At 53.3% G+C, this 15,039-nt stretch carries 29 protein-coding genes; 1 reads left to right on the forward strand and 28 read right to left on the reverse strand.

Features of this window, described 5'->3' with window-relative positions; genetic code table 11:
• Positions 1 to 135: 135 nt before the first annotated feature.
• The 28 genes from rplQ to rpsJ all read right to left on the reverse strand — a co-directional run bounded on the left by rplQ (position 136) and on the right by rpsJ (position 13,759).
• Positions 136 to 519 (reverse strand): 50S ribosomal protein L17, encoded by a 384-nt coding sequence (gene rplQ / locus G5287_RS08065; RefSeq protein ID WP_005307999.1) that lies wholly within the window; start codon positions 517 to 519, stop codon positions 136 to 138.
• A 43-nt stretch (positions 520 to 562) separates the two neighbouring features.
• The gene (locus G5287_RS08070) at positions 563 to 1,552 is read right to left on the reverse strand and encodes a DNA-directed RNA polymerase subunit alpha (protein WP_005307997.1); all 990 of its coding nucleotides are present in this window, start codon (positions 1,550 to 1,552) and stop codon (positions 563 to 565) included.
• A gap of 25 nt (positions 1,553 to 1,577) precedes the next feature.
• Positions 1,578 to 2,198, reverse strand: a complete 621-nt coding sequence (gene rpsD / locus G5287_RS08075) for a 30S ribosomal protein S4 (RefSeq protein ID WP_005342696.1) — start codon at positions 2,196 to 2,198, stop codon at positions 1,578 to 1,580.
• Between the two features lie 39 nt (positions 2,199 to 2,237).
• Positions 2,238 to 2,627 carry a 30S ribosomal protein S11 gene (gene rpsK / locus G5287_RS08080; protein WP_005307993.1) on the reverse strand — a complete coding sequence of 130 codons (390 nt, stop codon included), beginning with the start codon at positions 2,625 to 2,627 and terminating at the stop codon, positions 2,238 to 2,240.
• 14 nt (positions 2,628 to 2,641) lie between these two features.
• Positions 2,642 to 2,998 (reverse strand): 30S ribosomal protein S13, encoded by a 357-nt coding sequence (gene rpsM, locus G5287_RS08085; RefSeq protein WP_005307991.1) that lies wholly within the window; start codon positions 2,996 to 2,998, stop codon positions 2,642 to 2,644.
• Between the two features lie 139 nt (positions 2,999 to 3,137).
• On the reverse strand, positions 3,138 to 3,251 hold the full coding sequence (gene rpmJ / locus G5287_RS08090) for a 50S ribosomal protein L36 (RefSeq protein WP_005319705.1): 114 nt from the start codon (positions 3,249 to 3,251) through the stop codon (positions 3,138 to 3,140).
• A 27-nt stretch (positions 3,252 to 3,278) separates the two neighbouring features.
• Positions 3,279 to 4,607: a preprotein translocase subunit SecY gene (gene secY / locus G5287_RS08095; protein ID WP_005307989.1), complete on the reverse strand. Its 1,329-nt coding sequence runs from the start codon at positions 4,605 to 4,607 to the stop codon at positions 3,279 to 3,281.
• Positions 4,608 to 4,615: 8 nt separating this feature from the next.
• On the reverse strand, positions 4,616 to 5,053 hold the full coding sequence (gene rplO / locus G5287_RS08100; RefSeq protein ID WP_005342691.1) for a 50S ribosomal protein L15: 438 nt from the start codon (positions 5,051 to 5,053) through the stop codon (positions 4,616 to 4,618).
• Positions 5,054 to 5,055: 2 nt separating this feature from the next.
• The gene (rpmD, locus tag G5287_RS08105; protein ID WP_005307985.1) at positions 5,056 to 5,235 is read right to left on the reverse strand and encodes a 50S ribosomal protein L30; all 180 of its coding nucleotides are present in this window, start codon (positions 5,233 to 5,235) and stop codon (positions 5,056 to 5,058) included.
• A gap of 6 nt (positions 5,236 to 5,241) precedes the next feature.
• Positions 5,242 to 5,742 (reverse strand): 30S ribosomal protein S5, encoded by a 501-nt coding sequence (gene rpsE / locus G5287_RS08110; RefSeq protein WP_005342686.1) that lies wholly within the window; start codon positions 5,740 to 5,742, stop codon positions 5,242 to 5,244.
• Between the two features lie 14 nt (positions 5,743 to 5,756).
• Complete coding sequence (gene rplR, locus G5287_RS08115; RefSeq protein ID WP_005340606.1) at positions 5,757 to 6,110, reverse strand: 50S ribosomal protein L18; 354 nt, start codon at positions 6,108 to 6,110, stop codon at positions 5,757 to 5,759.
• 9 nt (positions 6,111 to 6,119) lie between these two features.
• Positions 6,120 to 6,653: a 50S ribosomal protein L6 gene (gene rplF, locus G5287_RS08120; protein ID WP_139739779.1), complete on the reverse strand. Its 534-nt coding sequence runs from the start codon at positions 6,651 to 6,653 to the stop codon at positions 6,120 to 6,122.
• A gap of 13 nt (positions 6,654 to 6,666) precedes the next feature.
• Positions 6,667 to 7,059, reverse strand: coding sequence for a 30S ribosomal protein S8 (rpsH, locus tag G5287_RS08125; RefSeq protein WP_005307980.1), 393 nt, complete (start codon positions 7,057 to 7,059; stop codon positions 6,667 to 6,669).
• 21 nt (positions 7,060 to 7,080) lie between these two features.
• A complete protein-coding gene (rpsN, locus tag G5287_RS08130) occupies positions 7,081 to 7,386 on the reverse strand; it encodes a 30S ribosomal protein S14 (protein ID WP_005340609.1) in 306 nt (101 codons plus the stop codon).
• 10 nt (positions 7,387 to 7,396) lie between these two features.
• Complete coding sequence (gene rplE, locus G5287_RS08135) at positions 7,397 to 7,936, reverse strand: 50S ribosomal protein L5 (RefSeq protein WP_005331162.1); 540 nt, start codon at positions 7,934 to 7,936, stop codon at positions 7,397 to 7,399.
• A 13-nt stretch (positions 7,937 to 7,949) separates the two neighbouring features.
• On the reverse strand, positions 7,950 to 8,267 hold the full coding sequence (gene rplX, locus G5287_RS08140; protein WP_005307977.1) for a 50S ribosomal protein L24: 318 nt from the start codon (positions 8,265 to 8,267) through the stop codon (positions 7,950 to 7,952).
• A gap of 11 nt (positions 8,268 to 8,278) precedes the next feature.
• Positions 8,279 to 8,647 carry a 50S ribosomal protein L14 gene (gene rplN / locus G5287_RS08145; protein ID WP_005307975.1) on the reverse strand — a complete coding sequence of 123 codons (369 nt, stop codon included), beginning with the start codon at positions 8,645 to 8,647 and terminating at the stop codon, positions 8,279 to 8,281.
• Positions 8,648 to 8,794: 147 nt separating this feature from the next.
• On the reverse strand, positions 8,795 to 9,043 hold the full coding sequence (rpsQ, locus tag G5287_RS08150; RefSeq protein WP_005307966.1) for a 30S ribosomal protein S17: 249 nt from the start codon (positions 9,041 to 9,043) through the stop codon (positions 8,795 to 8,797).
• Entirely contained in the window at positions 9,043 to 9,234 is a 192-nt protein-coding gene (gene rpmC, locus G5287_RS08155; protein WP_005307965.1) for a 50S ribosomal protein L29, read from the reverse strand. Before rpmC ends, rpsQ begins: the two co-directional genes overlap by 1 nt.
• Entirely contained in the window at positions 9,234 to 9,647 is a 414-nt protein-coding gene (rplP, locus tag G5287_RS08160) for a 50S ribosomal protein L16 (protein ID WP_005340612.1), read from the reverse strand. The genes rpmC and rplP overlap by 1 nt, the downstream gene beginning before the upstream one ends.
• Before the next feature lie 13 nt (positions 9,648 to 9,660).
• Positions 9,661 to 10,374 (reverse strand): 30S ribosomal protein S3, encoded by a 714-nt coding sequence (gene rpsC / locus G5287_RS08165; RefSeq protein ID WP_005307962.1) that lies wholly within the window; start codon positions 10,372 to 10,374, stop codon positions 9,661 to 9,663.
• Positions 10,375 to 10,377: 3 nt separating this feature from the next.
• Complete coding sequence (rplV, locus tag G5287_RS08170; protein WP_005319741.1) at positions 10,378 to 10,722, reverse strand: 50S ribosomal protein L22; 345 nt, start codon at positions 10,720 to 10,722, stop codon at positions 10,378 to 10,380.
• Between the two features lie 10 nt (positions 10,723 to 10,732).
• Positions 10,733 to 11,011, reverse strand: coding sequence for a 30S ribosomal protein S19 (gene rpsS / locus G5287_RS08175; protein ID WP_005307960.1), 279 nt, complete (start codon positions 11,009 to 11,011; stop codon positions 10,733 to 10,735).
• A 22-nt stretch (positions 11,012 to 11,033) separates the two neighbouring features.
• Positions 11,034 to 11,855, reverse strand: a complete 822-nt coding sequence (rplB, locus tag G5287_RS08180; protein ID WP_005340614.1) for a 50S ribosomal protein L2 — start codon at positions 11,853 to 11,855, stop codon at positions 11,034 to 11,036.
• Between the two features lie 15 nt (positions 11,856 to 11,870).
• Entirely contained in the window at positions 11,871 to 12,173 is a 303-nt protein-coding gene (gene rplW / locus G5287_RS08185; protein WP_005307955.1) for a 50S ribosomal protein L23, read from the reverse strand.
• Positions 12,170 to 12,775 carry a 50S ribosomal protein L4 gene (gene rplD / locus G5287_RS08190; RefSeq protein WP_005340616.1) on the reverse strand — a complete coding sequence of 202 codons (606 nt, stop codon included), beginning with the start codon at positions 12,773 to 12,775 and terminating at the stop codon, positions 12,170 to 12,172. The genes rplW and rplD overlap by 4 nt, the downstream gene beginning before the upstream one ends.
• Positions 12,776 to 12,792: 17 nt before the next feature.
• Complete coding sequence (gene rplC, locus G5287_RS08195; protein ID WP_005340620.1) at positions 12,793 to 13,425, reverse strand: 50S ribosomal protein L3; 633 nt, start codon at positions 13,423 to 13,425, stop codon at positions 12,793 to 12,795.
• A 22-nt stretch (positions 13,426 to 13,447) separates the two neighbouring features.
• Entirely contained in the window at positions 13,448 to 13,759 is a 312-nt protein-coding gene (gene rpsJ / locus G5287_RS08200) for a 30S ribosomal protein S10 (RefSeq protein ID WP_005307944.1), read from the reverse strand.
• Positions 13,760 to 14,115: 356 nt separating this feature from the next.
• On the opposite strand from rpsJ, the gene G5287_RS08205 reads away from it, so the two are divergent.
• Positions 14,116 to 15,030 carry a DMT family transporter gene (locus G5287_RS08205; protein WP_227341575.1) on the forward strand — a complete coding sequence of 305 codons (915 nt, stop codon included), beginning with the start codon at positions 14,116 to 14,118 and terminating at the stop codon, positions 15,028 to 15,030.
• Positions 15,031 to 15,039: the final 9 nt, after the last annotated feature.

Raw genomic sequence — 15,039 nt, forward strand, 5'->3', positions numbered from 1 at the left:
GCAGTTGAGGCAGTTGAGGCAGTTGAGGCAGTTGAGGCAGTTGAGGCAGTTGAGGCAGTTGAGGCAGTTGAGGCAGTTGAGGCAGTATCAGAATGGATTAAAAGAAAAGCCGGGACAAGCCCGGCTTTTTCTTTATCACTCAGCAGCTGCTTCAGCAGCGGCCGGGCGGTCTACCAGCTCAATATAAGCCATAGGGGCGTTGTCGCCAGCACGGAAACCGCATTTCAGAATGCGAGTATAACCGCCGGCGCGCTCCAGGTAGCGCGGGCCCAGTTCATTGAACAGCTTAGCCACGATCGCGTTGTCGCGAGTGCGGGCAAATGCCAGACGACGATTAGCAACGCTATCAGTCTTGGCAAGGGTGATCAGCGGTTCAACTACACGACGCAGCTCTTTTGCCTTAGGCAGAGTCGTCTTGATGATCTCATGACGAACCAGGGAGCTGGCCATGTTGCGGAACATAGCCTGACGATGGCTGCTGTTCCGGTTCAGTTGACGACCACTCAAACGATGGCGCATGACCTTATCCTTCTAACTAAATCTGTGAAACCCGTAATCTGGATTACTCGTCAGCGATGCTGGCGGGCGGCCAGTTCTCAAGGCGCATGCCAAGAGACAGACCACGGGAGGCCAACACGTCCTTGATCTCAGTCAGGGACTTCTTACCGAGGTTAGGAGTCTTAAGCAACTCAACTTCGGTACGCTGTACCAGATCACCAATATAGTGGATAGCTTCTGCCTTCAGACAGTTCGCAGAACGAACTGTCAGCTCCAAATCATCGACAGGACGCAGCAGAATCGGATCAAACTCGGGTTTCTCTTCTTTCTTCTCGGGCACGCTGACATCGCGCAGATCCACGAAGGCTTCCAGTTGCTCAGCCAGAATAGTGGCAGAACGACGGATAGCTTCCTCAGGATCCAGGGTACCATTGGTCTCCATGTCGATGACCAGCTTGTCCAAGTCGGTACGCTGTTCCACACGTGCTGCCTCAACATTGTAGGCAATACGAACGATGGGGCTGAACGCGGAGTCCAGCAGCAGGCGACCGATAGGACGCTCTTCGTCATCGTTGTGAACACGAGCAGAAGCAGGCACATAACCACGACCGCGCTGAACTTTCAAGCGCATGCTGATTTCAGCATTGGCACCAGTCAGGTGGCAGATTACGTGCTCCGGGTTTACGATCTCGACTTCATCACCGTGAGTGATATCACCTGCGGTAACGGGGCCTGTTCCAGACTTGGTCAGGGACAGAGTTACCTCGTCCTTGCCTTCCAGCTTCACAGCGATACCTTTCAGGTTGAGCAGGATTTCAAGAATGTCTTCCTGTACACCTTCTTTGCTGCTGTACTCATGCAGTACCCCGTCAATTTCGACTTCAGTAACTGCACAACCGGGCATAGAAGACAGCAAAATACGACGCAGGGCGTTGCCCAGCGTGTGACCAAAGCCACGCTCGAGTGGCTCAAGAGTCACTTTCGCATGAGTCGGGCTAACTTGCTCGATGTCAACTAGCCGCGGTTTAAGAAAATCTGTTACAGAACCCAGCATTGTGTCCTCTCTTTAGAAGCTAGCTTTACTTGGAGTAAAGCTCGACGATCAGCTGTTCGTTAATGTCGGCAGACAGGTCGGAACGCTCTGGCAGGCGCTTGAAGGCACCTTCCATTTTAGCGGCATCAACCTCTACCCAAGTCGGCTTCTCGCGCTGACCAGCAACCTCAAGGGCAGCTTTGATACGCGCTTGCTTCTTAGCCTTCTCACGAACGCAGATCACGTCCTCAGGGGAAACCTGGAAAGAAGGAATGTTCACAACGCGGCCGTTTACCATGATGGCCTTGTGGCTCACCAGCTGACGAGATTCAGCGCGGGTAGCACCGAAGCCCATGCGGTATACGACGTTGTCCAGACGACCTTCCAGCAGCTGCAACAGGTTTTCACCGGTGTTACCCTTTTGACGGGCAGCGTCGCGGTAGTAGTTGCGGAACTGTTTTTCCAATACGCCGTAGATACGACGAACTTTTTGTTTCTCGCGCAGTTGCACACCGTAATCGGACAGACGGGGCTTGCGAGCGCCGTGCTGACCAGGAGCGGTGTCAATCTTGCACTTAGAATCAATCGCACGAACACCAGACTTCAGGAAGAGGTCTGTGCCCTCACGACGGCTAAGCTTAAGCTTAGGACCGATATATCTTGCCATCTTCTTTCTCCAACAATCCTAGACCAAGTAGCTACAGCGTTACACGCGGCGCTTCTTGGGAGGACGACAACCGTTGTGCGGGATCGGAGTCACATCAGTAATGTTAGTGATGCGGAAACCAGCCGCGTTCAGGGCGCGGATGGAAGACTCACGACCGGGACCCGGACCTTTGACCATGACTTCCAGGTTCTTGACGCCATATTCTTTGGCCATCTCACCAGCGCGCTCGGCAGCTACCTGAGCAGCGAACGGGGTGGACTTACGAGAACCACGGAAACCGGAACCACCAGAAGTAGCCCAAGACAGAGCATTGCCCTGACGGTCAGTAATGGTCACGATTGTGTTGTTGAAAGATGCATGAACGTGCGCAATACCGTCGCTCACTTGCTTTTTAACGCGCTTGCGAGCACGAGTCGGAGTTTTAGCCATTTTCTACCTTCCCGTTACTTCTTGATAGCCTTGCGCGGACCCTTACGGGTACGAGCGTTGGTCTTGGTACGTTGACCACGAACAGGCAGGCTACGACGGTGACGCAAACCACGGTAGCAACCCAGATCCATCAATCGCTTGATGTTCATGGAAATCTGACGACGCAGGTCACCTTCAACGGTGAATTTACCTACTTGTTCACGCAGACTCTCGATCTGAGCTTCGTCCAGGTCTTTAATTTTCACATTCTCAGCGATACCGGCTGCGGCACAAATGGCCTTGGAGCGGGTACGACCGACGCCATAAATCGCAGTCAAAGCAATGACTGCATGCTTATGGTCAGGAATGTTAATGCCAGCGATACGGGCCACTATTCACTCCTACATATAGTAGATTACGACCACCACAAAGCCCGTGAGCGGATACGTGGCGGTCAACCAATACACAACAAAAGTTGGCTGGCTATATTAGCCAGCACAACTATTTGTTGCAAGTACTAACCGTAAAAAATTAGCCTTGGCGCTGTTTATGCTTTGGCTCGCTGCAAATCACACGCACCACACCGTGACGCTTGATGATTTTGCAGTTACGGCAGATTGCCTTAACGGAAGCACGAACTTTCATTGCTTAACTCCGTAACTACGCCGACCTTTAGCGGCCGTAGCCCTTCAGGTTGGCCTTCCTCAGGACGTCACCATATTGATGAGACATCATATGGGTTTGTACCTGAGCCATGAAGTCCATGATAACCACCACAATAATCAGCAGCGAAGTGCCACCGAAGTAGAACTGTACGTTCCAGGCAGTCATCAGGAACTGGGGTACCAGACAGATAAAGGTTATATAGAGCGCACCTGCCAATGTCAGGCGAGTCATAACCTTATCGATATAACGTGCTGTCTGCTCGCCCGGGCGGATCCCCGGGATAAAGGCTCCACTCTTCTTCAGGTTATCTGCTGTCTCGCGGGGGTTGAACACCAGCGCGGTATAGAAGAAACAGAAAAAGATAATGGCTGCTGCATACAGCATCTCGTAAAGCGGCTGACCCGGCTGCAGGACCATAGAGACCTGTTGCAGGATATCAGCGACTTTACCCTCACCCTGACCAAACCAGGAGGTAATGGTACCCGGGAAGAGGATGATACTGGATGCGAAAATCGCAGGAATCACACCAGCCATATTCACTTTCAACGGCAGGTGCGTGCTTTGCGCGGCAAATACCTGGCGGCCTTGTTGACGCTTGGCATAGTTAACGACGATACGACGCTGACCACGCTCCACGAACACCACAAAGTAAGTCACTGCGAAAACAATCAAGCCCAGCAACAACAACAGCAGGATGTGCAATTCCCCTTGACGTGCCTGTTCGGCCGTAGCGCCAATGGCATGCGGCAGACCAGCAACGATACCTGTGAAAATAATCAACGAGATACCATTACCAATCCCACGCTCGGTAATCTGCTCACCCAACCACATCAAGAACATGGTACCGGTGACCAGACTCACAACCGCTGTGAAATAGAAGCCCAAACCCGGATGAGTCACGAGTCCTTGCATCATATTCGGCAGACCGGTTGCAATACCAATGGCCTGGAAAGTTCCCAAAACCAGCGTGCCCCAACGGGTATATTGGCTAATCTTGCGACGGCCGGATTCACCCTCTTTCTTGAGTTCAGCAAGAGCAGGATGAACCACTGTCAGCAGCTGGATAATGATCGACGCCGAAATGTACGGCATGATCCCCAACGCAAGAATAGAAGCACGCGATAGTGCACCACCACTGAACATGTTGAACATCTCAATGATGGTGCCCTTCTGTTGCTGGAACAACTCGGCCAGTACGGCGGCGTCAATACCAGGAATCGGCACATAAGAGCCTGCACGGAAAACGATAATCGCCCCGAGAACGAAGAGCAGACGGCTCTTCAGTTCACTCAGACCACCCTGTGCTTTAACATCCAATCCTGGTTTCTTAGCCATTGTACTGATTATTCCTCGATTTTACCGCCAGCGGCCTCGATGGCTGCACGTGCACCTTTGGTGACGGACAGACCACGAACGGTCACAGCACGGTCAATGTTGCCAGACAGAACAACTTTAGCGAACACGATGTTCTTGGTCAGAACGCCGGCTTGCTTCAGAGTGCTCACGTCGACTACATCACCTTCTACCAGGGCGATTTCGTTCAGGCGCACTTCGGCAGATACCAAAGATTTGCGAGAGAAGAAACCGAACTTCGGCAGACGGATTTTCAAAGGCATCTGGCCGCCTTCGAAACCGTTGCGGACTTTACCGCCACCGGAACGAGAGGTTTGACCTTTAACACCACGACCACCGGTCTTGCCCAGACCAGAACCGATACCACGGCCCGGACGGTGCTTAACGCGCTTGGAACCAGCGGCCGGAGACAGAGTATTCAGACGCATGCTTAGCCCTCCACCTTAACCATGTAATAAACCTGGTTGATCATACCGCGTACGCAAGGAGTATCTTCCAGCTCAACGGTGTGACCAATGCGACGCAGACCCAGACCACGCAGAGTCGCCTTGTGCTTTGGCAGACGGCCGATAGAGCTGCGAGTTTGAGTTACTTTTACAGTGTTAGCCATGTCGCATTACCCCAGAATTTCTTCAACGCGCAGACCACGCTTGGCAGCGATCTGTTCCGGTGACTGACCGTGAACCAGAGCGTCTACAGTTGCGCGAACAACGTTGATTGGGTTGGTGGAACCGTAGGTCTTAGCCAGCACGTTGTGGATACCAGCAACTTCCAGAACGGCACGCATGGCGCCGCCTGCGATGATACCAGTACCTTGAGAGGCCGGCTTCATGAACACGGTGGAACCGGAGTGAACACCTTTCACCGGGTGGTGCAGGGTGCCGTTGTTCAGTTCAACCTTGTTCAGGTTACGCTTGGCCTGTTCCATTGCTTTTTGAATAGCAGCCGGAACTTCACGGGCTTTACCGTAACCGTAACCTACACGGCCGTTACCATCACCCACCACGGTCAACGCGGTGAAGGACATGATACGACCACCTTTAACAGTTTTCGAAACACGGTTTACTGCAATGAGCTTTTCTTGCAGTTCGCCGGCTTGAGATTCGACTTTAGCCATCTTCGACTCCTAGCTTAGAACTGAAGACCAGCGTCACGTGCGGCAGCTGCCAGGGCAGCGATGCGACCGTGATACTTGAAACCGGAACGATCGAAAGATACGTTCTGAACGCCTTTGGCAATAGCACGCTCAGCGATAGCTTTACCTACAGCGGTAGCAGCATCTGCGTTACCGGTGTATTTCAGAGCTTCACTGATGGCTTTCTCTACTGTGGAAGCAGAGGCCAGAACTTCGGAACCGTTGGCTGCAATAACCTGCGCATAGATATGACGCGGGGTACGGTGAACAACCAGACGGGTAGCTCCCAGTTCCTGCATCTTTTTCCGAGCACGAGTAGCACGACGGAGACGAGCTGCTTTCTTGTCCATAGTGTTACCTTACTTCTTCTTAGCTTCTTTAGTACGCACTTGCTCGTTGGCATAGCGTACACCCTTGCCCTTGTAGGGCTCCGGAGCGCGGTAAGCACGGATATCGGCGGCGACTTGGCCAACCAGCTGCTTGTCGACGCCACGCAGAACGATTTCTGTAGCAGTCGGGCACTCAGCGGTCACACCAGCCGGCAGCGCATGCTCTACCGGGTGAGAGAAGCCCAGAGCCAGCGCAACAGCATTGCCCTTGATGGAGGCTTTATAACCTACACCAACCAGCTGCAGCTTGCGCTCGAAGCCTTGGGTAACACCGATTACCATGTTGTTGACCAATGCACGGGCAGTACCGGCCTGAGCGTCAGCACCAGCGATGCTGCTGCGCGGGGCGAACTTCAGTACATTGTCTTCTTTGGTCACTTCTACACCGGCGTGAATAGAGCGAACCAGAGAACCTTTACCACCTTTGATGGTCAGTTCCTGGCCGTTCAGAGTCACCTCTACGCCAGCAGGAATAGTGACGGGTGCCTTAGCAACACGAGACATTTCCTACCTCCTATTAAGCGACGTAGCAGATGATCTCACCGCCCATGCTTGCTTTGCGAGCAGCACGGTCAGTCATCACACCTTTAGACGTGGACACGATAGCAACACCGAGACCGCCCATAACTTTCGGCAGATCAGTAGTGCGCTTGTAAATACGCAGGCCTGGACGGCTTACGCGTTGGATCAGTTCTACAACTGGCTTGCCCTGGAAATATTTCAGTTCAATTTCCAGTTCCGGCTTCACGTCACCAGCTACGGAGTAGCCAGCGATGTAACCTTCTTCTTTCAGCACTTTGGCGATAGCCACTTTCAGCTTGGAAGAAGGCATGGAAACCGCAACTTTGCTCGCCGCCTGACCGTTACGGATGCGGGTCAGCATATCCGCGATCGGATCTTGCATGCTCATAAGTCTAACTCCCGAGATTCGTTACCAAGAAGCCTTCTTCAGGCCCGGAATTTCGCCCTTCATGGCATGCTCACGCACCTTGATGCGAGACAGGCCAAACTTGCGCAGGAAACCGTGCGGACGACCAGTAATATTGCAACGGTTACGCTGGCGGGACGGACTGGAATCACGGGGCAGCTGTTGCAGTTGCAGTACAGCATCCCAACGCGCTTCTTCAGAAGCGTTCATGTCAACGATGATAGCTTTCAGCTCGGCACGCTTGGTCGCGTACTTGGCTACCAGCTTGGCACGCTTTGCTTCGCGCGCTTTCATGGATGTTTTAGCCATAACCCTAACCTTACTTGCGGAATGGGAAGTTAAAGGCAGCCAGCAGAGCACGGCCTTCTTCATCGGTATTCGCGGAAGTGGTGATGGTGATATCCAGACCACGGACGCGATCGACTTTGTCATAGTCGATTTCCGGGAAGATGATCTGCTCACGCACGCCCATGGAGTAGTTACCACGACCGTCGAACGCTTTAGCGTTCAGGCCACGGAAGTCACGGATACGCGGTACGGAGATGCAGATCAGCCGTTCCAGGAACTCCCACATACGCTCGCCACGCAGGGTTACTTTACAACCTATCGGGTAGCCTTCACGAATCTTGAAGCCCGCAACAGATTTGCGAGCTTTGGTGATCAGCGGCTTCTGACCGGAAATGGCAGCCATATCGGCAGCAGCATTTTCCAGCAATTTCTTGTCAGAGATCGCTTCACCAACACCCATGTTCAGGGTGATTTTCTCGATCCGAGGGACTTGCATGATAGTCTTGTAACCGAACTGCTTGGACAGTTCATTTACTACATCGGATTTGTAGTAATCATGCAGTTTCGCCATCGTTAAACTCCAATTACTTCACAAGTTCGCCGGTGGATTTGAAGAAACGGACTTTTTTGCCGTCTTCAATCCGGAAACCAACGCGGTCAGCTTTGCCAGTGGCAGAGTTGAACAGCGCTACGTTTGATACATCGATGGGGGCTTCTTTGGTGACGATACCGCCAGCCTGACCCAGTGCGGGTACCGGCTTCTGGTGTTTCTTCACCTGGTTGATGCCTTCCACGATTACCTTACCTTTTGCAATCAGGACTTGAGTGACTTTGCCACGCTTGCCCTTGTCTTTGCCGGTAAGAACAATCACTTCGTCTTCGCGACGGATTTTAGCTGCCATCGTTCGACTCCTTACAGTACTTCGGGTGCCAGGGACACAATCTTCATGAACTTCTCATTACGCAGTTCACGGGTCACCGGGCCAAAAATACGAGTACCGATTGGCTGTTGGTTGTTGTTAAGCAACACAGCCGCATTGTTGTCGAAACGGATGACAGAGCCGTCCGGACGACGAACGCCTTTACGGGTGCGTACGACCACCGCGTTATACACATCACCTTTCTTCACTTTACCGCGAGGAATGGCTTCCTTGATGGAAACCTTGATGATGTCGCCGATGCCGGCGTAACGGCGGTGCGAGCCACCCAGAACCTTAATACACATTACACTGCGAGCGCCGGAGTTGTCGGCAACACCCAGCATACTTTGCATCTGGATCATCTTAGTGCTCCGCTTTGTTTACTTCTTATCCCTAATGGGATCTGGCTGCCTTCAAAAGGCGCGAAACTATAACACAGGATTTTCAGAAAAGGTAGCCTAAAAAACAAACGGCCCCTGAAAGGGGCCGCTTGGACTACAAAGTACCGATTAGGCCTTTTCTACAACGGCAACCAGGGTCCAGGACTTGGTCTTGGACAGCGGGCGGCATTCGCGGATTTCCACGAGGTCGCCAGCTTTGCACTCGTTGTTTTCGTCATGTACGTGCAGCTTGGTAGTGCGCTTGATGATCTTACCGTAGATCGGGTGCTTTACCTTGCGCTCGATAGCAACAGTGATGGACTTGTCCATCTTGTCGCTGATTACACGACCTTGCAGAGTACGGATCTTGTCAGTCATTACGCACCTGCCTTCTCAGTCAGTACAGTCTTGATACGTGCGACGTCACGACGCACTTGTTTCAGAGTGTGAGTCTGAGCCAGCTGGCCGGTGGACGCTTGCATGCGCATGTTGAATTGCTCACGCAGCAGGCCCAGCAGCTCCTGGTTCAGTTCTTCGACGCTCTTTTGACGCAGATCTTGGGCTTTCATCACATCACCGTCTTAATTACGAAAGTGGTCTGAACAGACAGCTTAGCTGCGGCCAGGGCAAACGCTTCACGCGCCAGAGCCTCAGGTACACCGTCCATCTCGTACAGAACCTTGCCAGGCTGGATCGGGCAAACCCAGTATTCCACGTTACCCTTACCTTTACCCATACGAACTTCAAGGGGCTTTTCGGTGATGGGCTTGTCCGGGAACACACGGATCCAGATCTTACCTTGACGCTTAACGTGACGGGTCATGGCACGACGGGCTGCTTCGATTTGACGAGCAGTCAGTTGACCACGGGATGTCGCCTTCAGGCCAAAGGTACCGAAGGATACTTCGTTACCAGAGGTGGCCAGACCGCGGTTACGACCCTTGTGGGTCTTGCGGAATTTAGTACGCTTAGGTTGCAACATTTACCGAATCTCCTTACTTAGCAGCGCGGCGCTTGTTGTCACGCTTGGGCTTTGCAGGAGCTTGCTCTTGAGCAGCGGCAGCGTTAACAGCAGCCAGACCGCCCAGAACTTCGCCCTTGAAGATCCAAACTTTAACGCCGATCACACCGTAAGTGGTGTGGGCTTCAGAAGTTGCGTAGTCGATGTCGGCACGCAGGGTGTGCAACGGCACACGACCTTCACGGTACCATTCGGTACGCGCGATTTCAGCGCCGCCCAGACGACCGGAAACTTCCACTTTGATGCCCTTGGCACCCAGGCGCATTGCGTTCTGTACGGCGCGCTTCATAGCACGACGGAACATTACACGACGCTCCAGCTGGGAAGTGATGCTGTCGGCAACGAGTTTGCCATCCAGCTCCGGCTTGCGGACTTCGGAAATGTTGATCTGAGCAGGCACGCCAGCAATAGTGGCTACAGCTTTGCGCAGCTTCTCAACGTCTTCGCCTTTCTTACCGATGACAACACCCGGACGAGCGGTGTGAATGGTCACACGGATGCTCTTGGCCGGACGCTCAATGGTGATCTTGGACAAGGACGCGTTTTTCAGTTCCTTGGTCAGGAACTGGCGTACTTGAAAATCGCTGTACAGGTTGTCAGCGAAGTCTTTGGTGTTCGCGAACCAGGTAGAATTCCAAGGCTTGGTAATACCCAGGCGAATGCCATTAGGATGTACTTTCTGACCCATTGCTTATCTCCCAGCCTTAGCGTCGGATACCACTACAGTGATGTGAGCGGTACGCTTGAGGATACGATCCGCACGACCTTTGGCACGCGGACGGATGCGCTTCATGGAGGGACCTTCGTCGACCATGATAGTAGCAACACGCAGCGCGTCGATATCGGCGCCTTCGTTGTGCTCAGCGTTTGCAATGGCAGATTCCAGCACTTTCTTAACCAGCACTGCAGCCTTTTTCGGGCTGAAGGTCAGGATATTCAGAGCCTTGTCTACGGACAGACCACGTACTTGATCGGCTACCAGACGAGCTTTCTGGGCAGAAGTACGGGCATAACGGTGTTTAGCGATAGCTTCCATCATTTATCCCTTAGCGCTTCTTAGCCTTCTTATCAGCAGCATGGCCGCGATAAGTACGAGTCGGTGCGAATTCACCCAGTTTGTGACCGATCATTTCTTCGGTAACGAAAACCGGAACGTGCTGACGACCATTATGGACAGCGATGGTCAAACCGATCATGTTCGGGATGATCATTGAACGACGGGACCAGGTTTTAACCGGCTTTTTATCCCCGCTTTCCACCGCTTTCTCTACCTTCTTCAGCAAGTGCAGGTCAATAAATGGACCCTTCTTGAGAGAACGTGGCATGGTGATTCCTCTATGTTAACAATTACTTGTTACGACGACGTACGATGTACTTGTCGGTACGCTTGTTCTTACGGGTCTTGAAGCCTTTAGCCTTCTGGCCCCATGGGGACACAGGCTGCATGCCCTTGTTACGACCCTCACCACCACCGTGCGGGTGGTCAACAGGGTTCATCGCCATACCGCGAACGGTCGGACGAATACCACGCCAGCGGTTTGCACCGGCTTTACCCAGTTGACGCAACATGTGCTCGGAGTTACCGACTTCACCGATGGTAGCGCGGCACTCGGCCAGAACTTTACGTACTTCGCCGGAACGCAGACGCAGAGTTACATAGTTACCTTCACGAGCCAGGATCTGGATGAAAGTACCAGCGGAACGAGCCAGCTGGGCACCTTTACCAGGCTTCATCTCTACAGCGTGAACGGTAGAACCAACCGGGATGTTGCGCATCGGCAGGGCGTTACCTACCTTGATGGCTGCATCAGCACCAGAAGCGATCGCGTCACCAGCTTTCAGGCCTTTCGGAGCCAGGATGTAACGACGCTCACCGTCTGCATACAACACCAGAGCGATGTTAGCGGTACGGTTCGGATCGTATTCCAGGCGCTCTACTTTAGCCGGGATACCGTCTTTGTCGCGCTTGAAGTCGACGATACGGTAGTGCTGCTTGTGACCACCACCGATATGACGGGTAGTGATACGGCCGTTGTTGTTACGACCACCGGACTTGCTTTTGCTGTCCAGCAGAGCGGCGAAGGGCTTGCCCTTGTACAGCTCTTGATTGACGATCTTGACGACGTGGCGGCGGCCCGGAGAAGTAGGCTTGCACTTAACGATTGCCATTTTTGAGAACTCCTCTTACTCGGCTGCGCCCATGAAGTCGATGTCCTGACCAGCTTTCAGGGTCACATAAGCCTTTTTCCAATCGGAACGACGGCCTACGCGTGCACCTGCGCGCTTGGTCTTACCCTTCATGTTCAGGGTACGGACGGTCTCAACTTCGACCTCGAACAGTTTCGCAACTGCAGCTTTGACTTCCGCCTTGGTAGCATCAACAGCAACTTTGAACACGATAGTGTTCTGCTTTTCTGCAACCATGGTGCTCTTTTCAGAGATGTGCGGAGCCTTCAGAACTTTCAGCAGACGCTCTTCACGGATCATGCCAGCATCTCCTCGATTTGCTTAACTGCGTCAGCAGTCATCAGAACCTTGTCGAAAGCGATCAGGCTGACCGGGTCGATACCGGCAACGTCACGCACGTCAACTTTGTACAGGTTGCGAGCAGCCAGGAACAGGTTCTCATCGACTTCAGCAGTCACGATCAGAACGTCAGTCAGTTCCATTTCTTTCAGCTTGGCGATCAGTTCTTTGGTCTTCGGAGCTTCGATGCCGAACTTCTCAACAACGATCAGGCGCTCTTGACGTACCAGCTCGGACAGAATGCTACGGATAGCGCCGCGGTACATCTTCTTGTTTACTTTCTGGCTGTGATCTTGCGGCTTAGCAGCAAAAGTCACACCACCGGAACGCCAGATGGGCGAACGGATGGAGCCAGCACGGGCACGACCAGTACCCTTCTGACGCCACGGCTTTTTGCCGCCACCAGACACTTCAGAGCGAGTCAGCTGCGCACGAGTACCCTGACGGGCACCAGCGGCATATGCAACGACGACCTGGTGAACCAGAGCTTCGTTGAATTCGCGCCCGAAGGTAGTCTCGGAAACTTCAAGAGCGCTCTTGGCGTCTTTCATTACCAATTCCATTACTATCTCCTCAGACGTTACGCTTTGACGGCAGGTTTGACGATCACGTTGCCGTTGGTTGCACCCGGTACTGCACCTTTGATGAGCAGCAGGTTGCGTTCAGCGTCAACACGAACCAGTTCCAGGTTCTGAGTCGTTACACGCTCAGCACCCATGTGACCAGCCATCTTTTTGCCCTTGAATACACGACCCGGAGTCTGGTTCTGACCGATAGAACCCGGAACGCGGTGAGACAAGGAGTTACCGTGGGTCATATCCTGGGTGCGGAAGTTGTGGCGCTTAACAGTACCAGCAAAGCCCTTACCTTTGGATGTGCCGGTAACGTCTACCAGCTTAACGTCAGCGAGAAGATCTACTTTCAGCTCGCTACCAACAGTGAAAGTTTCACCGTTGTTCAGGCGGAATTCCCACAGACCGCGACCGGCTTCTACACCAGCTTTGGCGAAGTGGCCAGCTTCCGGCTTGGTCACACGGCTGGCTTTTTTGGCGCCAGTGGTAACCTGAATAGCGTTGTAGCCGTCGGTTTCTACAGATTTGACCTGAGTTACACGGTTAGCTTCAACTTCGATAACAGTCACCGGGATAGAAACGCCATCTTCAGTGAAGATGCGAGTCATACCCACTTTGCGACCTACAAGACCGATTGTCATTGTTATCAACCTCTTTCCGTAATTAACCCAGGCTGATCTGGACGTCTACACCAGCTGCCAGATCCAGACGCATCAGGGCGTCTACGGTCTTGTCAGTCGGCTCAACGATGTCTACCAGACGCTTGTGAGTGCGGATCTCGTACTGATCACGCGCATCTTTGTTGACGTGCGGGGAGATCAGGACGGTGAAGCGCTCTTTGCGAGTCGGCAGCGGAATAGGACCGCGAACCTGCGCGCCAGTGCGCTTAGCAGTTTCAACGATTTCCGCAGTGGATTGATCAATCAGGCGATGATCAAAAGCCTTCAGGCGGATACGGATTCTTTGGTTCTGCATTGACAGAGCTCCAATAGATAAAAGAACATAAATCAACACCGCCCGACCGAGATTTCTCCCGCCAGAGGTGTGATTTTTCACGTTTCCCCCCATATCGGGAGGACTGTATGGCTGGCTCCTGTAAACAGGAAACTCAGCAACAGACATATCGTCTGGCTTACCTCATGGGTAAGCGGAGGGGATTATACGGATTTTTCAAATTTGCGCAAGGGAAAGCGAACAGATTATGCGCAGTTTTATGTAACAGATGGATCTCGCCTGCGGCAACGCACTCTGCTACCAACACCCAGGTAACGACAATGTTACAAGCAGACTGGTAGACTGTGCGCTTGCCTCCGTCAGTGGAACGACATCCCATGCTCAAAGATCAAAAGAAAGCCTATCAGTATGGCCTTTGCGCCGTTGCCCTCTGGTCGACGGTCGCCACAGCCTTCAAGATCTCCCTCGCCTATTTCGAACCCGTGCAACTGTTGCTTGTGGCCGCCTTCACCTCAACTCTCACGCTGACAGCCGTCGTCGCCAAACAGGGCAAACTGCCGCTGCTGGGGAGCTACATCAAGGCCCGCCCTTTCTACTACTTGACTCTGGGTGTGCTGAACCCCTTTCTCTATTACTTGTTGCTGTTCAAGGCGTATGACCTGCTGCCTGCCCAGCAGGCACAGACCCTCAACTACACTTGGGCTATCACTCTCAGTCTGCTTGCCGTCCCCTTTCTCGGCCAGAAGCTGCGTCGGCGCGATGGCGTCGCCATCGTGTTGGGATATTTTGGCGCACTGGTGATCGCTACCAGAGGGGATGTATTCGGCCTGCAGTTCGACAACCCCCTCGGCGTGACGCTGGCACTGGTCTCGACCCTCATCTGGGCCAGCTACTGGATCCTCAACACCCGCAATCAGGGGGATCCCATCGTCAGCCTGTTGCTCGGCTTTATGATCAGCCTGCCCTTTATCGTCGTTGCGACCTGGTTGCTCTCCGATTTTGCCATGACCGCCTGGCAGGGATGGGCTGGTGCCATCTATGTGGGACTGTTCGAAATGGGCTTCGGTTTCGTGCTCTGGCTGATGGCGCTGCGCCATGCCACCAACACGGCCCCCATCAGCAACCTCATCTTTATCTCGCCGTTTGCCTCACTGGTGCTGCTCAACCTGTTGATCGGCGAAACCATCCATCCGGCCACCCCCATCGGGTTGGCGCTCATCGTTGCCGCCCTGCTGATCCAGCAGCTCAAGTACGGTAAACGCTATCGTGCATCAGTCGAAACCAAGAGCTGACCATGCAGA

It is taken from the genome of Aeromonas sp. 603079, assembly GCF_049172135.1.
Lineage (GTDB): Bacteria > Pseudomonadota > Gammaproteobacteria > Enterobacterales > Aeromonadaceae > Aeromonas > Aeromonas veronii.

Excerpts from the sequence above, each read along its gene's own strand:
- secY (WP_005307989.1), bottom strand. The coding sequence starts at position 4,607 with ATGGCTAAGAAACCAGGATTGGATGTTAAAGCACAGGGTGGTCTGAGT.
- rpsJ (WP_005307944.1), bottom strand. The coding sequence starts at position 13,759 with ATGCAGAACCAAAGAATCCGTATCCGCCTGAAGGCTTTTGATCATCGC.
- rpmC (WP_005307965.1), bottom strand. The coding sequence starts at position 9,234 with ATGAAAGCCCAAGATCTGCGTCAAAAGAGCGTCGAAGAACTGAACCAG.
- rpsK (WP_005307993.1), bottom strand. The coding sequence starts at position 2,627 with ATGGCTAAAACTCCGACTCGTGCTCGCAAGCGCGTTAAAAAGCAAGTG.
- rplO (WP_005342691.1), bottom strand. The coding sequence starts at position 5,053 with ATGCGTCTGAATACTCTGTCTCCGGCCGCTGGTTCCAAGCGCGTTAAG.
- rplD (WP_005340616.1), bottom strand. The coding sequence starts at position 12,775 with ATGGAATTGGTAATGAAAGACGCCAAGAGCGCTCTTGAAGTTTCCGAG.
- rplE (WP_005331162.1), bottom strand. The coding sequence starts at position 7,936 with ATGGCGAAACTGCATGATTACTACAAATCCGATGTAGTAAATGAACTG.
- rpsN (WP_005340609.1), bottom strand. The coding sequence starts at position 7,386 with ATGGCTAAAACATCCATGAAAGCGCGCGAAGCAAAGCGTGCCAAGCTG.
- rplC (WP_005340620.1), bottom strand. The coding sequence starts at position 13,425 with ATGACAATCGGTCTTGTAGGTCGCAAAGTGGGTATGACTCGCATCTTC.
- rplV (WP_005319741.1), bottom strand. The coding sequence starts at position 10,722 with ATGGAAGCTATCGCTAAACACCGTTATGCCCGTACTTCTGCCCAGAAA.
- G5287_RS08205 (WP_227341575.1), top strand. The coding sequence starts at position 14,116 with ATGCTCAAAGATCAAAAGAAAGCCTATCAGTATGGCCTTTGCGCCGTT.
- rpsC (WP_005307962.1), bottom strand. The coding sequence starts at position 10,374 with ATGGGTCAGAAAGTACATCCTAATGGCATTCGCCTGGGTATTACCAAG.
- rpsH (WP_005307980.1), bottom strand. The coding sequence starts at position 7,059 with ATGAGCATGCAAGATCCGATCGCGGATATGCTGACCCGCATCCGTAAC.
- rpmJ (WP_005319705.1), bottom strand. The coding sequence starts at position 3,251 with ATGAAAGTTCGTGCTTCCGTTAAGGCAATCTGCCGTAACTGCAAAATC.
- rplQ (WP_005307999.1), bottom strand. The coding sequence starts at position 519 with ATGCGCCATCGTTTGAGTGGTCGTCAACTGAACCGGAACAGCAGCCAT.
- rpsE (WP_005342686.1), bottom strand. The coding sequence starts at position 5,742 with ATGGCTAAAGTCGAATCTCAAGCCGGCGAACTGCAAGAAAAGCTCATT.
- rpmD (WP_005307985.1), bottom strand. The coding sequence starts at position 5,235 with ATGGCTAACACTGTAAAAGTAACTCAAACTCGCAGCTCTATCGGCCGT.
- rpsS (WP_005307960.1), bottom strand. The coding sequence starts at position 11,011 with ATGCCACGTTCTCTCAAGAAGGGTCCATTTATTGACCTGCACTTGCTG.
- rpsQ (WP_005307966.1), bottom strand. The coding sequence starts at position 9,043 with ATGACTGACAAGATCCGTACTCTGCAAGGTCGTGTAATCAGCGACAAG.
- rpsD (WP_005342696.1), bottom strand. The coding sequence starts at position 2,198 with ATGGCAAGATATATCGGTCCTAAGCTTAAGCTTAGCCGTCGTGAGGGC.
- rplP (WP_005340612.1), bottom strand. The coding sequence starts at position 9,647 with ATGTTGCAACCTAAGCGTACTAAATTCCGCAAGACCCACAAGGGTCGT.
- rplN (WP_005307975.1), bottom strand. The coding sequence starts at position 8,647 with ATGATCCAGATGCAAAGTATGCTGGGTGTTGCCGACAACTCCGGCGCT.
- rplX (WP_005307977.1), bottom strand. The coding sequence starts at position 8,267 with ATGGCAGCTAAAATCCGTCGCGAAGACGAAGTGATTGTTCTTACCGGC.
- rplW (WP_005307955.1), bottom strand. The coding sequence starts at position 12,173 with ATGATCCGTGAAGAGCGTCTGCTGAAAGTTCTGAAGGCTCCGCACATC.
- rplF (WP_139739779.1), bottom strand. The coding sequence starts at position 6,653 with ATGTCTCGTGTTGCTAAGGCACCCGTCACTATTCCTGCTGGCGTAGAG.
- rplR (WP_005340606.1), bottom strand. The coding sequence starts at position 6,110 with ATGGACAAGAAAGCAGCTCGTCTCCGTCGTGCTACTCGTGCTCGGAAA.
- G5287_RS08070 (WP_005307997.1), bottom strand. The coding sequence starts at position 1,552 with ATGCTGGGTTCTGTAACAGATTTTCTTAAACCGCGGCTAGTTGACATC.
- rplB (WP_005340614.1), bottom strand. The coding sequence starts at position 11,855 with ATGGCAATCGTTAAGTGCAAGCCTACTTCTCCGGGCCGCCGCCACGTC.